The following is a 16,061-nucleotide window of genomic DNA, read 5'->3' on the forward strand; positions in this document are numbered from 1 at the left end:
AAATTTTTTGAAATTTAGAGACTTAGGTTTATCAAAAGACCTATTACAAGCAGTTGAAAAAGCAGGTTTTACTGAAGCAACCCCAATCCAAGCGGATACCATTCCATTGATTCTGGAAGGGCATGATGTTTTGGGTCAAGCCCAAACGGGGACTGGTAAGACTGCTGCGTTTTCCTTACCCATTTTAGATAAAATTGATTTAGATGATCCTAATGTTCAAGCATTAGTGGTTTCACCAACTCGTGAATTAGCAATTCAAACCCAACGGGAAATGAATCGCTTTGGTCGCGTTGAAGGTGCTAAGGTACAAGCCGTATATGGTGGTGCCGACATCAGACAACAAATCAGAAATCTTAAAAAACACCCTCAAGTAGTGGTTGGAACACCTGGGCGGATTTTAGACCACATCAACAGACGGACATTAAAGCTATCTAACGTTAAGTTCTTAGTGTTAGATGAAGCTGATGATATGTTAGATATGGGATTCTTAGATGATATCGAAAGTATTATCAAGGCATTACCAACTGAAAGACAAACTCTATTATTCTCAGCTACCATGCCAGACAAGATTAAGCGGGTTGGAGTTCAATTTATGAACCAACCTAAGCAAATCAAGATCAAGGCTAAGGAATTGACCACTGATTTAGTTGATCAATTCTACGTTCGTTCTAAGGAAGCTGAAAAGTTTGACTTGATGACTCGTTTCTTTGATGTTCAAGCACCAAAGGTAACCATTGTATTCTGTCGGACCAAGCGCCGCGTGGATGAAGTATCACGTGGATTGATTGCTTGTGGCTATCCAGCTGCCGGCCTTCATGGTGATTTAACTCAAAAGCGGCGTTCACAAATTATGCGTGAATTCCGTGATGGCAAGATTTCCATCTTAGTTGCAACCGACGTTGCAGCCCGTGGAATTGATGTTAGTGGAGTTACGCACGTTTACAATTATGATATTCCACAAGATCCAGAAAGTTATGTTCACCGGATTGGTCGGACTGGCCGGGCCGGTAAGCATGGGGTATCATTAACGTTTGTTGAACCCAATGAACGTGATTACCTAAGAGAAGTTGAAAAATTAACTAAGGTTAGAATGTTACCATTAAAGCCACCTTCGGAAGCGGAAGCTTTAAATGGTCAATTATCAGTAGTTAAGAATGAATTAGGTAATCTAATTGAAAAAACTGACATGGATAAGTTCTCAGAAACTGCAGATGAACTACTTGAAAAGTATTCTGCTAAGGAACTAGTTTCAGTGCTCTTAAGTAAGATGACTAGAAACCAAGTTAAAGTGCGGATTACTCCAGAACGTCCATTGCCAAATAAAAAGCGTCGCTTTAACCGTGGTGGTCGTGGCGGCGGTCGTCGGTTTGGTGGTCGTGGCCGTAATGGCGGTGGTAACCGTCGTTACAATGGTCATGGTCGTGGCGGCAACCACCGCAATAATGATCGTGGACATGGTCGCGGTAATGGTGGTAATCATCGTTCAAATGGCGGTAATAAGTCATTCACGATTAAACAAAAAGACTAATTAAGATATTACTAAGAAATAGGAATGGATTCGTTTTCGAATACATTCCTATTTTTTATTTAGTAATTTAATGATAAAATAGAGTGTAAATCTACATTTGAGGGTGCGAGCAATGAGTTTAGGTCTTCATCGAAATGCGCGGTTAGTGATTAACAAGCAAGCGCTTTTTCATAATATTAATACTGAACAAAAGCGGCTAGCGCCAGGAACAGAAATGTTCATGGTCGTTAAAGCCAATGGTTATGGTCATGGGGCAGTTGAAGTTGCTAGGGTTGCTAAGGCTGCTGGCGCAACTGGATTTTGTGTTGCCATTCTAGATGAAGCGCTAGAATTACGGGCAGCCGGGTTTACTGAACCCATTTTAGTGTTAGGAGTGACTAGACCAGAAGATTTGCCACTGGCCGTTCAAAAAGACATTACGACTACGTTGCCTTCAAATGAATGGTTAGCTTTAGCAGTTCAAGTGCTAGCTGATCACTCGTTAACTGATCAATTAAATGTTCATATTGCTCTAGATACGGGGATGGGTCGAATTGGGTTTCAATCAATTGATGAAATGAAAGCGGCTATCGCAACGGTAAATGAGCATTCTGACTTAATTAACATTGATGGGATTTTTACTCATTTCTCAACTGCTGATGCTAAGGATTTAGATTATTTTCATCTACAGGTAAATCGTTTTAAAAGGTTTATGGCAGCGTTACCAAGCCGACCTCGTTATGTGCACGTATCTAATTCGGCAACTAGCTTATGGCATCAGGAATGTAATGGTAATATGATTAGATTTGGGGTGGCTGGATACGGATTGAATCCATCAGGAACTGAAATTGAGCCCCCCTATGAATTACAACCAGCAATGAGTTTGGTTTCTGAAATCGTTCATTGTAAGCAGGTTGCTGCGGGACGCTCAATTGGTTATGGTGCTACATATACAGCAAATGATCGGCAATGGATTGGGACCGTCCCAATTGGATATGCAGATGGATATCAACGGGCACTTCAAAACTTTCATGTGTTAGTAAATGGTCAGTTTTGTCCAATTGTTGGTCGCGTTTGTATGGACCAATTTATGATTCGGTTACCAAAACCAGTTCCCATTGGCACTAAAGTCACTTTAGTGGGTCAAAATGGAAAAAATCGGATTTCTTTAGAATCAATGGCTCATTTTTGTGATACAATTCATTATGAAGTAGCTTGTTTATTTCAGGAACGGTTACCAAGAACTTATATTTAATTATAAGCACTAATATATTTCAATAAGGGGTATGTGCAATGCCATTTATTTTAAGTGAACGTTTTATATTGAGAAATTCACGGGCACTACTAAAAGAAAAAATTAATAATGAACGAGTTAATCATAAAATGATTGCAGTTTTAGTTAATGTCAATCATAATTACACTCCCTACATTCAGGAATTAATTTATGGATATATTCTAATGGGAACTATTAATAGAGATATCGTTAAAGAGTTTATGCCATCCGAAGATTGTGCGGCAAGAACTATTGATGAATATTTAAGTAAGCGATAATTCGTTAATATTAAAAGGAGAGGGGTTTATCAGAAATGTCTAAGACAGATGTTAAACGTGGTGATATTTTTTATGCTGACTTATCTCCAGTCGTAGGATCCGAACAGGGTGGAGTTAGACCAGTATTAATCATCCAAAATAATATCGGTAATCACTACAGTCCAACCGTGATTGTAGCAGCAATTACTGCCAGAATTTCTAAGCCGAAAATGCCAACGCACGTTGGAATTAAGGCTAGTCAATCTGATATTGAAAAGGATTCAGTAATATTACTTGAGCAAATTCGGACAATTGATAAACAGCGACTCAATGATCGAGTTGCTCATTTAAATAAGTATTTAATGAAAAAAGTTGATACTGCTTTAGAATTAAGTGTCGGTTTATCACCTAAGACCAATGGTAAAAAGTAGCATACATAAAAACTATCGATTTTAAGTGGTGGGGACAAGAACTATAATCGTAAATAGATATGCAAAAAAGCACCATTAAGATGTTATTTCATGAAATAGCATTTTAATGGTGCTTTTTTATTGGTGATGAATTTAAACGGAATCCTCTAAATCATCAATGGGTTATTGAATATTAGTTAGGTTTTCTACTTCGGGGACTTTAAAGCCTCGTTTATTAAGGTTTAAAATAATCTTTGATAATAATTCTTCATCAACATCAGATGGAAGGGTGAACATTGTCCGGTGGACGAGTTCGCCTTCTTGCACGTCTAATGAAATAACACTGGCGATGTTAGTGGATTTAGAAATAATCCGTGCCATTTTTTCAAGATCCCCACGTTCACCAGTTGAAACCACGGTAATAACATAACTACCAACATTGACGTTCCAAGATTGGGAAAGCATATCCATCAACCGATTATGCGTTAAAATGCCGTAAAATGAATTTTGATCATCTAAAACAGCAATGTATGGCAAGTCTTTGATGGAGAAAAAGACGTTAAAGAAGGATGCATTAACGCTGATGAACTTAGTGGAGTTCTTGATTAAGTGGGTTACAGGTAAATTCATGTCACCACCACGTGATTTATGGCGGTAAAGATGCATTTTATAGATGTTACCACGGAATAAAGTTCCAGTTTCATCTAGAATGGGGACACATCGGAAGTCCTTTTCTTCTAAGATATCGAGGGCCTCTGCTAACGTATTGTTTTCAGTGACCATGGTTAAACCAGATTTAGGCTTAACTAGTGATTTTAATAACATTGAATCAGCTCCTTAATTCGTATAGTAAATATGTCATTTCATGATTTTGAAACACTGTATCACGTTGAGCAACTAATTGATAAGCTTGTTGGAAAGTTGGGTCGACTGGATCGATTAAATCATCAACGGTTTCATGTGGTAATAATGTTAAAACCACAAAATGAGCTTGGTGGTTCTTTAGAATCTCATTTTGGCTGCCCATCATTGGGGCATAGCCCTGCAGATTTAGTTTAGCAAAGTATTTGCTTTGGGGCAATGTTGCCGTTGCAGTATAAAGCCCAACATCTAAGTTATCATAATTTAAAATGGATTTATCATGGCTGCGATTAATGATGTTAGCAAATTGAATTTGAAACGGCACGGTATCCTTGTGATTAGTACTAATCGATTGATTATGCGGAAATAAAATTGTATCGCGATAGGTAGTATTGGTAATGAACGTGGCGCCCAGCGCAATGATAGTACCGATAATACTAATTCGATTTAACGTAAATCGCGAGTGATTAATAAGTTGGTCGAGTAAACTAGCGATTCCCATGCAAAGAAAGACAAAGTAAGCGCCCAGCCCAACGTAGTAGTATCTAAAACTAAATTCATTGCCTACAATAAAAATAATTTCTAATCCTAATCCAGACAAAATCAATTGCTTAGCAAATCGATCAATGCTCTTTAAGCGGATTAAATAGATGGTCCCTAAAATAAGTAAAATCGACATTCCTAAATTAGTCCCGTTTTGAAAGACAAATTCGGCAATGTTAAGAATGATGCGGGGTGAAAAGAGACCACTACTAGGATAGAAATGAATATTGATGAAAAAATAAACTTTAAATAAATCAACTAGTGCGCCCATGATGCCATAAAAGATAATTAATGGCCCAGAAATACTGAGAAAGCCTAATCCACCCATTTTAAAGCGTCGCCATAATTCATGCCAGTCATGCTGATGGATTGATTGAATTGCCACTAACCCAAAAAAAGCAACCCATGGCCAAATGAGACTGTACTTAGTCCAAAAGACTAATGCTAAGGCAATTCCTTGCCCATATAGCTGCCAATTAGACGGCAACTTACCATTACTTTTCAATATGCTATATATCAAACTGAGGAGTAATGGCATTAGCAAACTTTCTGGTAGCTCGCCATTTTCAAAGTAGTAACTGTTAAAAACGATGGGAATGAACGCCAAACTAGCAGCGTATGCAATTGGGGTTTTAAATTTTAGGTTAATAATTTGATAAGCAAAGACAATGTCGAAAAAGATCGTGATTGCTTCAAATAAATAGACACCTAAAAACGTTCGATAACTAATTAATGCTGCAAACGAGTTCATTAAATAAATTAATGGCCCCCGTTGATCAAATAGATCACGATAGGGCATTAAGCCATGCCACAGCCCCTTACCAACAGTGAACATGGTGTTACCATCCCAGGAGTTATTGAACGCAAACAGGGGGGAAGTAGTGGTAATAAACGCCGTGATAAATAAACTAATTCCGGCAGTTAATAATATCATTGCCCAGTTGAGCCGTTGTTTAATTTGGTTATTCATATTAATTATTATCAGCGCGGGTGCTGATATCCTTCTTTCTTTTGCAAAAAATAAACCGCACCTATCAATAATAGGCACGGTCATTTTTTAGTTAAAATGGGTTAGATTAGTTTAATGAATCCATACCCTTTTTAGCAGTTTCCTTTAGAGTCTTAGCAGATGCAGCCATCTTTGCGGATTCTTCATCACTCAATGGAACTTCAAGCACCTTAGCAACTCCGGATGCGTTAACTACGGCAGGAGTACCAATGTAGATATCATCTAATCCGTATTCGCCGTTCACTGGTGCACCAATTGGCAATACTGAGTTTTCGTCGTGTAAAATTGCACGAGAAATTCTCATTAATGCGGTTGCAACACCATAGAAAGTAGCACCCTTCTTGTTGATAATTGTGTAAGCCTTGTCACGAGTTTCTTGTTCTAACTTAAGAAGATCGTCCTTGCTTACACCGTTTTCCTTAGCAACGTCTAGTAATGGACGACTACCAACTTCAGCTTCATCAATTGCAGCGAATTCGGAGTCACCATGTTCACCCATGATGTATGCGTGAACGTCAGCTGGGTTAATTCCCAACTTCTTACCAACAGCAACTTGGAAACGAGTGGTATCTAGTGAAGTACCGGAACCAACAACCTTTTCCTTTGGAAAACCAGATAATTTTTGAGTAGCGTAAGTTAACACATCAACTGGGTTAGCAGCTACTAAGAAGATACCGTCAAAACCAGAATCAACAACTGGTTTAACAATTGAAGATAAAATCTTAACGTTCTTGTTTACTAAGTCAAGACGAGTTTCGCCTGGCTTTTGAGGAGCACCAGCAGTAATAACTACTAGGTCAGCATCCTTACAATCAGCGTAATCGCCGGAGTAGATGTTCTTAGGAGCAGTGAAAACTTGAGCGTCTTCAAGGTCTAAGGCGTCTCCTTCTGTACGATCTTTAACAATATCAATAATGACGAATTCTTCAGCAAGTCCTTGTTGCATCATTGCAAATGCATATGATGAACCTACTGCACCGTCACCAACTAAAGCAACTTTTTGGTGTTTTAATGCCAAAATAATCATCCCTTCAAAAGAATTTTTATTTTAATGCTTCCAGTGTTCATTATAGCATACTTAAAATTAAGTTGATAATGAAGAGAACGCCTTTAATTATATTCTGTTAATATTTTGCTATAATATAAACTAGACAATTAAAAACGAGGAGTGTTTGAACACAATGAAAATGATCGTAGGATTAGGAAATATCGGCCCCCAATATGACGGAACCCGTCATAACACTGGCTTTTCAGTGTTAGATCAATTTGCAAATGACCATGGCATCGAAATGACCACTAGAAAGATGGAAGCTAAGTTAGGATCGACCGTAATCGATGGTGAAAAGGTGATGTTAGTGGAACCCACGACCTTTATGAATGAATCAGGACGCGCCGTGGGACCACTAATGAAGTTTTATAAGCTAGACCTTGATGATTTAATCGTGGTTTATGATGATATGGATTTACCAGTAGGTAAGATTAGATTAAGAACCCACGGTGCCGCTGGTGGTCATAATGGAATTAAAAGTTTAATTGCTCACTTGGGAACGAATAAGTTCAATCGGATTCGAGTGGGAACGGACCATCCAAAGTTACAAAGTGTGGTGGATTACGTGTTAGGTAAATTTACTGATGAACAATTACCAGACTTTAATAAGTCAGTGGACACCGCTGTCGATGCATTGAATGATTGGGTGAACGACACGCCATTTGATAAATTAGAAAACAAATACAACTAAAGTGTTGAAAGGACTCTTTTAATGAAATTAAGTCAGTTTTTAACTAAGATGCCCCAATTTAAGACAATTACTGACAATTTAAAGCCAGCGACCAGACAATTGATTACGGGGATGTCTGGCTCCGCTAAGACACTGTTGATGGCGCTATTAATGCGTCAAATTAACCATCCCATTTTGTTAGTAGTGGATAACTTACACCATATGACCCAAGTGGCGGATGATTTAACGAACGTGTTACCTGATGATCAGGTGTTTGAGTTTCCGGCCGAAGAATTAATCGCCGCTGAAGCAGCAACTAGTTCGCCTCAGTATCGGGCGCAACGGGTCCAGGCATTACATGCTTTGCAGACTGATCAACCAGCGGTCGTGGTCACTTCAATGTCTGGAGTGCGGCGGCTATTGCCAACGCCTAGTGATTTTGCACAAAATCAGTTTCAAGTGCAAGTTGGTGCTGAAATTGAATTAGATGATTTGCAAACTAAGTTATTCCGATTGGGTTACCATAAGGTCCGCTTAGTAGCTGCTCCGGGAGAATTTGCCATTCGGGGATCAATTGTTGATATCTATCCGTTGAATTCGGAGTATCCGATTCGAATCGATTTTTTTGATACCGAAGTGGATTCACTGCGCTTTTTTGATGTGTCGACACAAAGCAGTGTCGAAAACATGGATCAGTTTCGCATCTTACCTGCGACTGACTTCATCTTAACTGAATCACAGTTAACGGAAGGCCCAAAGCGCTTGCAAGCTCGGCTAAATCGTTCGACATCCCAAATGAAGGATCAAAAAGTAGCTGAAGCGATGCATGACTATCTCCAGCCCATTTTAGATGAATTTAAAAAGGGCATTATTGATAATCAATTAATTTTATTTGCCAATTACTTATATGAACAACCAGCATCCATTTTCGACTACGTTCCTAAGGATGGGGTCATCGGATGTGATGATTACAATCGCTTGTTAACTGCCGAACAAGAGCTACTAGATGATGAACAACAATGGGCTGCTGATAAGCTACTAAATGGTGAAATTTTTAATGACCAACAGTTTGGCCATGACTTTAAAGCAACCTTTAAAGTAGCTAAGCAAGCAGAGTTAATGTTTGCTAGATTCCAACGCGGGCTAAGTGGATTGAAACTAACTAAGTTAGTCGATATTCCAGTTCAGCCAATGCAGAAATTTTACGGGCAAATTCCGCTTTTGAAAACTGAGATGAACCGGTGGCTCAAGCAAAATGAAACGGTCGTCATTATGGTTCGGGATAAAACGCGGATGAGTAAGTTAGCTGATACAATGGATGACTTTGGCATTCTGGCAACGCAGACTGATTGGGATCATATTATTGAAAATAAGGTCCAACTAATTTCGGAACGGCTAAATAGCGGGTTCGAATTACCGTTTGCTAACCTTGCGTTAATTACCGAATCGGAAATGTTTAATCACGTTACTAAGCGGCGGGCAAAACGACAAACGTTTAGTAATGCCGAACGAATTAAGAGCTATGTTGATTTAAAACCCGGTGATTACGTGGTCCATGTTAACCACGGGATTGGTCGCTATGAAGGTATGAAGACCATGGAAGTTGATGGTAAGCACCAAGACTACATGACCATTACCTATCGAGATAATGCGCAGATCTTTATTCCGGTAACCCAGTTGAATTTAATTCAAAAGTACGTTTCGTCTGAGGATCGCAAACCGCGGATCAACAAATTAGGGGGCACGGAATGGGCTAAGACTAAGAGTAAGGTCGCTAGCAAGATTGAAGACATTGCTGATGATTTAATTGACCTATATGCTAAACGCTCTAGTGAAACTGGCTTTGCGTTCCCACCTGATGATGTGTATCAAGAACAATTTGATGATGCGTTTCCATATCCAGAGACACCTGATCAAATTAAGAGTATCAACGAAATTAAGGCTGATATGGAAAAACCCCATCCGATGGAACGGCTATTGGTGGGAGATGTTGGTTATGGAAAAACGGAAGTAGCGCTACGAGCTGCCTTTAAAGCCATTGAAGCCGGCAAACAAGTGGCCTTTTTAGTGCCAACGACCGTGCTAGCTCACCAACACTATGAAACGATCTTAAAGCGGTTTAACGGATTCCCAGTCGAAGCCGCTGTCTTATCGCGGTTTAGAACCCCTAAGCAAATCAAGGAAACAGTTGCTGGATTAGAGAACGGGGACGTTGATATTGTGGTGGGGACCCATCGCATGTTGTCGAAGGATATTCATTTTAAAGACCTTGGATTATTGATCGTAGATGAAGAGCAACGATTTGGAGTTAAACATAAGGAACGCATCAAAAGCCTAAAGGCATCAGTCGACGTGTTAACCCTTACTGCTACTCCCATCCCACGGACACTGAACATGTCAATGATGGGCGTGCGTGATTTGTCCGTAATTGAGACCCCACCTACTAATCGGTATCCCATTCAAACCTATGTGTTGGAAGAAAATGCTGGGACGATCAAGGATGGTATTCATCGTGAGATGGACCGTGGTGGACAAGTCTTTTACCTGCATAATCGGGTGGAAGACATTGAAAAGGTTGTGGGGATGTTAGAACAATTAGTTCCTGACGCCCGGATCGGTTATATTCACGGTAAGATGAGCGAGAACCAATTGGAAAGCGTGCTATATGACTTTATCAATGGTGAATACGATGTCTTAGTAACGACTACGATTATTGAAACCGGGGTCGATATTCCCAATGCGAACACGTTGTTCGTTGAAAATTCTGATCATATGGGATTGTCACAACTATACCAGCTACGGGGTCGAATTGGCCGGAGCAATCGAATTGCATATGCTTACTTCATGTATAAACCAAACAAGGTATTAACGGAAGTTAGTGAAAATCGGCTAGATGCCATTCGGGATTTCACGGCATTAGGCTCTGGATTTAAGATTGCAATGCGTGATCTATCACTACGTGGAGCCGGTAACTTACTAGGGAAGCAACAACACGGGTTCGTTGATTCAGTCGGCTATGATCTCTATACCGAAATGTTATCAGACGCAGTCGCTAAAAAACGGGGCACACGTCCTGAAACAAAGGTTGACTCTACAATTGAACTGGATGTTGAAGCATACCTACCAAATGAATATATTGATGATCATCAACAAAAAATTGAACTGTACAAACGAATTCGCCAACTAGAAAATGAAGATCAATATACCGAAATTCAAGGTGATTTAATTGACCGGTTCGGTGATTACCCAATTGCAGTGGCGAACTTATTATTGATCGGTCGAATGAAGATGTTAGCCGACCGCGCCTTGATTCATAAGGTTTCTAATAACGCCAACACAATTACGATTACCATGTCGAAGATTGGAACGGAACAATTTGATTCTAAGGATATTTTACGGGCGATTGCGGAAACTAAGTTCAGATCAACGGTTGAAATGGTCAATGACCGGATGCAGATCAAATTGATTATTCAACCTAGCATGAAGGAACAAACGTGGTTGGATGAATTAATGAAGTTAATTCAATCCCTTGCTCAACGGCGACTGGAGATTGAAGATGAAAAATGATGCACAAATTAAAATTGTAATGAGCGGTGCGGCTTTATTAACGATCTCGTCGTTAATTGCTAAGGTGTTAAGTGCAATTTATCGAATCCCATTACAGAACTTAGTTGGGAACATCGGTTTTTATATTTACCAGCAGGTGTATCCAATCTATGGAATCGGGATGACGTTTGCGTTGTCTGGATTACCAGTCTTAATTTCCAAGATGGTGGCAGAGCAACCCAATGTAAAAGCTCGCATCGGATTATTTAAACGCTTGACGCTCATCTTAAGTGCAATGGCATTTATTATTTTCATTGGTTTGCAGTTAGGCGCGCCGTTTTTAGCCCAGCAAATGGGGGACATTAATTTAACCATGGTGATTCGGGCAGTGAGTTGGATGTTCTTATTAATGCCATTTCTATCTACCACCCGCGGCTTTTTTCAAGGTACTTTAAACATGTTGCCAACAGCGGTTTCACAAGTCGTTGAACAAGTCGTGCGGGTGTTAATCATTATCTTGGTGGCCGTTTTGGCCCATCGGCATCATTGGAACCTGTATTTAATGGGCCGTGATGCAATGCTTTCATCACCAATTAGTGCGTTGTTTTCTAGTGCAGTCCTCTTGATGTTTATTTGGCCACTCTTAAGTCAACGGGGGGCTAAACCCACCATTGATAAATGGGCATTGACTCGTAAGATCATTACCGAGGGGGGAACGATTTGTTTGCTATCTGCATTGATGATTATGATGCAATTAGTGGACTCGTTTACCGTTCGCAATGGCTTACTGGCGTCTGGACTAGATCAAATTGCTTCACAAAGCATCAAGGGAACTTATGATCGGGCTCAACCACTAGTTCAGTTGGGCTTAGTGATTGGAACCTCATTTGCATCGGCTGCCATGCCATCACTGTCGAAGTCGGTTCATGATCATGAACGACTGGCGTTTCAAAAAACTGCACAGTTAATGATGAAGACTACGTTAGCGGTGACGTTATTAGTTACCGTGGGATTAGTGATTTTGATGCCAGCCATTAATCGAGTGTTATTTGGGAATGCTGATGGTAGCCTGACGATTGCGGTGTATTGTTTAAGTATTATCATTGTGACGTTAATTACCATTTATAACGGCATTCTACAAAGTTTGGGCCACTTTAAAATTGGTTTTTACGCCGTTTTGATTAGTATCGTAATCAAAGCATTGATTACGGAACCCTTAGTGGCTCGTATTGGGATTTTAGGTGGTAGCATTTCAACCGTACTGGCAGTGCTGTGTGGATTATTATTGAATTGGGTGGGCATTAAAAAACAACTGCCGATTCAAATTTATTCCATGCGCTTCTTAGTGAAGTTAAGCATTGTGACTATTGGAATGGTGATTGTAGTGTTGGGCCTTCAGACTGGTTTAATGAAGTTGGCCTTACCATTTCATAGTCGTGTCTTTACGTTTATTGCAGTGATGGGGTATGGATTCGTCGGTGCCAGTGTAGCAATTATAGGTATTTTGTATCTACGATTGTTTGACCATGATGAACTAGCTAGTTTACCCATTATTAACCATTGGATTAAGTAGTTAAGAAAAGAGGAAGCTAAATGAGATTAGATAAATTTTTAAAGATTTCGAGAATTATTAAACGTAGAACGGTAGCTAAGAGTATTTCAGACCAAGGGCGAATTTTAATTAACGGACGGGTGGCTAAGTCATCCACAAACGTTAGCCCCCGGGATGAACTGACCATTAAGTTTGGTAACAAGACGCTAACGGTCGAAGTCGTTCAATTAACTGAGACGACGAAAAAGGCTGAAGCTGAAAAAATGTATAAAGTTTTAAGTGAAGATTATGAACATGATTATAAAAATGAACAGTTTTAACCGCTTTCATTCTTAGTAGAATAGACAACGCCGCCATTCATTGCTATACTAAAATCAATTGAATAATTTTTGGGGGAATTATTTTATGAAAAATAGCAATGTGAAGCGATTAAATAACGCATACACGAAGCGTCATTTTCGTAAAAGTCGTTGGGAATTTATGCAAAAACCAAAGGCGCGGCGGATTAGTTTCGTAACCGTGATCTTTCTATTAATTGCGGTGCCATTTATGTTCACCATTCATAAGGTACATCGGCAAACGGCTGATGTGGAAAGTCAAATTAAAACGAGTAAGCAAAAGTTAGCAGATGCTAAGGCTACTAATCAAAATTTGAAATTAAATGTTAAACAGTTAAATAATTCAGAATATGTGCAACAACTCATTCGGGATAAATATTACTATACTAAGGCTGGCGAAACCGTTTATAGTTTACCCAATGATGTTGCTAAGGATGTTACACAAAATTAAAGATTTTCATATGTAATATTAGGGCTTTTGGTGTATACTAAAAGCACTTAATATTTTAGGAGGAAACACTTTTTTATGGCAATTGAAGTAGGAGCAAAAGTTCCCGGTAAAGTTTCTGGAATTACTAATTTTGGGGCTTTCGTAGATTTAGGTGATCATAAGACTGGTTTAGTGCACATTAGTGAAGTATCAGATGGATTCGTAAAGGATATCCACGATGTACTTAAGGTTGGCGACCAGGTAAATGTCAAAGTGCTAAAAGTTGGCGATGACGGAAAAATTGCTCTTTCGATGAAGCAAGCAAACGATAGTCACAGTCATACTAACGAAAAACAAGGACACAGTAATCATGGTGAACATCAACACCATGAACGAAATGAACACCGTGATTTTCACGGTAAGGGTCATTTTAACAACAATAATCGACGTTCGGAAAATAACAACCATAAAAACACAAAGAGTGAAAACTTCGACGATATGATGTCCAAGTTCCTCAAACAAAGCGATAGTCGTCTAGCAACGATTAAAAAGAATACTGAAGGTAAACGTGGTGGCCGTGGTGGCCGACGCAGTTAACCACTAGTTTAAAACATAAAGACTAGGGCCATTGGTCCTGGTCTTTTTTACTTGGGAGTGAAAAAATGGGGTTATTAAAGCAATTTGCAAGTCAGGTAAAGAATCATCATTGGTGGTCAGCTGGCCAGCCAGTCGTCGTGGCCGTTTCGACCGGAGTGGACTCGATGGCTTTATTATCGTTATTAGAGCAACTTCGTTATCAAATGCCACAGATTATTGTTGCTCACGTTAACCATAAGCTGCGGCCAGCAAGTGATAAGGAAGAACAATATTTAAGAACTTATTGCACTGAACATAATTTAAAATTAGTGGTTGCTACTTGGCCAATCGAGGCCCATCCGTTAACTGGGATTGAAGATGCGGCGCGTCAATTTCGCTATCAATTTTTTAAGCGCATCATGGATCAATTTCACGCTCAGGTATTACTAACGGCCCATCATCAAAACGATCAAGTTGAAACGGTATTGATGAAATTAATTCGTGGCGGTGATTTAGCACAGTTAACTGGCATTGCTCAACAACGAACGTTTGGAAACGGGACACTAATTCGGCCGTTATTAACCGTCCCTAAACGTCATTTGATTCAATATGCGACCCATCACCATGTGAAATGGTTCGAAGATCAAACGAATCAAGATGATGATGTTTTACGCAATCGGGTGCGGCATCACTTATTACCATGTTTACAAAAAGAAAATCCACGAATTAACCAAGCGGTTGCTGGGTATGCGGACCAATTAAATCAACTATTTACCGCTAACCGCTATTGGGTTCAAACGGCGCTAACGACAATTCGTACAGATACTGGGTATGATTTAAACCGTTTTTTAACATATCCTGATTCGGTTCAATCAGAATTAATTCAATTGATTAATCCTACTTTAGTACCGTTGAACATTAAACAGGTTCAAATGATTCAATCCGTGTTAGCGAATGATGAGAAGCCGCAACGTGAAATTATGGTCAACCAACACGTGCAGCTCGTTAAAACCTATGGCCAGTTTAAACTAAAGAATCTTAAAAATGTTGATAAAAATATAATCAAAAATAAGCAAATTATGGTAAGATTAAACCATTGGTACCGAATTAATAGTCGACAATTGGTAGGGGTATTTAATACTAATTCAGCAGTTAAAAAGCAGGGTGATCAGGTGGTGACACTCAGTCTCTCTAGGACAGACTTACCGCTGATAATTCGACCATGGCGTTATGGTGATAAACTAACTTTGCAATCTGGTGGACATCAGAAAATATCACGGATATTAATTGATCAAAAGGTCCCTAATGCAGACCGCAAAACAGCCATGGTATTGGTTAATGCTCAAAAGCAGGTTTTATCACTTTTGGGCTATAAAAATGCGTTTTTAAATCCTGATGGTAGGGAATCCCAACCATATCGATTAATGATTCGGACTGAAATTGAGAGGAGAATTCCATGAATAACGACATATTAAAAGTGGTTTGTGATCAAAAGCACATCCAAAAGGTTTGTAAACGACTAGGTGAAGAAATTACCAAAGATTATCAAGGCAAGACCCCATTAGTAGTCGGGGTGCTAAAGGGTGCCATTTTCTTTATGACTGATGTAGTTCGTTATATGGACCTATACTTATCAATCGATTTTATTGATGTGTCTAGTTATAATGGAGGCACTCAGTCTTCTGGAAAAGTCAACTTAATTAAAGACTTAGATAGTGACGTTGCTGGACGCGATGTAATTATCGTTGAAGACATCATTGAAACTGGTCGGACATTAAAATACTTACAAGATCTATTAAAAGATCGTGGTGCTAAATCGATTAAAATGTGTACATTAGTTGATAAACCAGAGGCTCGGGTGGTTGAATTACCTGTTGATTATGTTGGAATTGACGTTCCAAATGAATTTTTGGTGGGCTATGGTTTAGACTACCAAGAAAAATACCGGAACCTACCTTATATCGGGGTTTTAAAACCAGATGTATACCAAAGCAAATAATTGGTTGAATGGTTAAAATCATGGTATTATTATTTTTTGTAA

Annotated in this window: 15 protein-coding genes; 12 read left to right on the plus strand and 3 right to left on the minus strand. The window is 39.3% G+C overall.

The genetic code is table 11. The features are described 5' to 3' along the window. Positions 1–7 precede the first annotated feature (7 nt). The 4 genes from cshA (at position 8) to R4146_RS03155 (ending at position 3,468) form a co-directional block, all read left to right on the plus strand. Entirely contained in the window at positions 8–1,528 is a 1,521-nt protein-coding gene (gene cshA / locus R4146_RS03140; protein ID WP_339959992.1) for a degradosome RNA helicase CshA, read from the plus strand. Positions 1,529–1,640: 112 nt separating this feature from the next. Next, on the plus strand, positions 1,641–2,762 hold the full coding sequence (gene alr / locus R4146_RS03145; RefSeq protein WP_339959993.1) for an alanine racemase: 1,122 nt from the start codon (positions 1,641–1,643) through the stop codon (positions 2,760–2,762). A 38-nt stretch (positions 2,763–2,800) separates the two neighbouring features. After that, entirely contained in the window at positions 2,801–3,058 is a 258-nt protein-coding gene (locus R4146_RS03150; protein ID WP_339959994.1) for a hypothetical protein, read from the plus strand. 35 nt (positions 3,059–3,093) lie between these two features. Then, on the plus strand, positions 3,094–3,468 hold the full coding sequence (locus R4146_RS03155; protein WP_339959995.1) for a type II toxin-antitoxin system PemK/MazF family toxin: 375 nt from the start codon (positions 3,094–3,096) through the stop codon (positions 3,466–3,468). Between the two features lie 162 nt (positions 3,469–3,630). Here R4146_RS03155 and cbpA read toward each other — a convergent pair whose 3' ends face one another. The 3 genes from cbpA to R4146_RS03170 form a co-directional block, all read right to left on the minus strand. Beyond that, entirely contained in the window at positions 3,631–4,272 is a 642-nt protein-coding gene (gene cbpA, locus R4146_RS03160; protein WP_339959996.1) for a cyclic di-AMP binding protein CbpA, read from the minus strand. Between the two features lie 4 nt (positions 4,273–4,276). After that, a complete protein-coding gene (locus R4146_RS03165) occupies positions 4,277–5,821 on the minus strand; it encodes a hypothetical protein (protein ID WP_339959997.1) in 1,545 nt (514 codons plus the stop codon). A 106-nt stretch (positions 5,822–5,927) separates the two neighbouring features. Beyond that, positions 5,928–6,878 carry an L-lactate dehydrogenase gene (locus R4146_RS03170; protein WP_339959998.1) on the minus strand — a complete coding sequence of 317 codons (951 nt, stop codon included), beginning with the start codon at positions 6,876–6,878 and terminating at the stop codon, positions 5,928–5,930. Positions 6,879–7,041: 163 nt separating this feature from the next. Between R4146_RS03170 and pth the strand changes: the two genes are divergently transcribed. From pth to hpt, 8 genes are all read left to right on the plus strand, one after another. Beyond that, complete coding sequence (pth, locus tag R4146_RS03175) at positions 7,042–7,599, plus strand: aminoacyl-tRNA hydrolase (protein ID WP_339959999.1); 558 nt, start codon at positions 7,042–7,044, stop codon at positions 7,597–7,599. Positions 7,600–7,620: 21 nt separating this feature from the next. Next, the gene (gene mfd / locus R4146_RS03180) at positions 7,621–11,145 is read left to right on the plus strand and encodes a transcription-repair coupling factor (RefSeq protein WP_339960000.1); all 3,525 of its coding nucleotides are present in this window, start codon (positions 7,621–7,623) and stop codon (positions 11,143–11,145) included. Beyond that, complete coding sequence (locus tag R4146_RS03185; RefSeq protein WP_339960001.1) at positions 11,135–12,697, plus strand: putative polysaccharide biosynthesis protein; 1,563 nt, start codon at positions 11,135–11,137, stop codon at positions 12,695–12,697. The genes mfd and R4146_RS03185 overlap by 11 nt, the downstream gene beginning before the upstream one ends. 20 nt (positions 12,698–12,717) lie before the next feature. Continuing rightward, entirely contained in the window at positions 12,718–12,996 is a 279-nt protein-coding gene (locus R4146_RS03190; RefSeq protein WP_339960002.1) for an RNA-binding S4 domain-containing protein, read from the plus strand. Positions 12,997–13,081: 85 nt separating this feature from the next. After that, a complete protein-coding gene (locus R4146_RS03195) occupies positions 13,082–13,465 on the plus strand; it encodes an FtsB family cell division protein (RefSeq protein WP_339960003.1) in 384 nt (127 codons plus the stop codon). A gap of 75 nt (positions 13,466–13,540) precedes the next feature. Beyond that, positions 13,541–14,041 (plus strand): S1 domain-containing RNA-binding protein, encoded by a 501-nt coding sequence (locus tag R4146_RS03200; protein WP_339960004.1) that lies wholly within the window; start codon positions 13,541–13,543, stop codon positions 14,039–14,041. A gap of 65 nt (positions 14,042–14,106) precedes the next feature. After that, positions 14,107–15,480, plus strand: coding sequence for a tRNA lysidine(34) synthetase TilS (tilS, locus tag R4146_RS03205; RefSeq protein ID WP_339960005.1), 1,374 nt, complete (start codon positions 14,107–14,109; stop codon positions 15,478–15,480). Then, positions 15,477–16,019, plus strand: a complete 543-nt coding sequence (hpt, locus tag R4146_RS03210; protein ID WP_339960006.1) for a hypoxanthine phosphoribosyltransferase — start codon at positions 15,477–15,479, stop codon at positions 16,017–16,019. The genes tilS and hpt overlap by 4 nt, the downstream gene beginning before the upstream one ends. Positions 16,020–16,061: the final 42 nt, after the last annotated feature.

This window comes from Nicoliella lavandulae, from assembly GCF_037546185.1.
GTDB lineage: Bacteria > Bacillota > Bacilli > Lactobacillales > Lactobacillaceae > Nicoliella > Nicoliella lavandulae.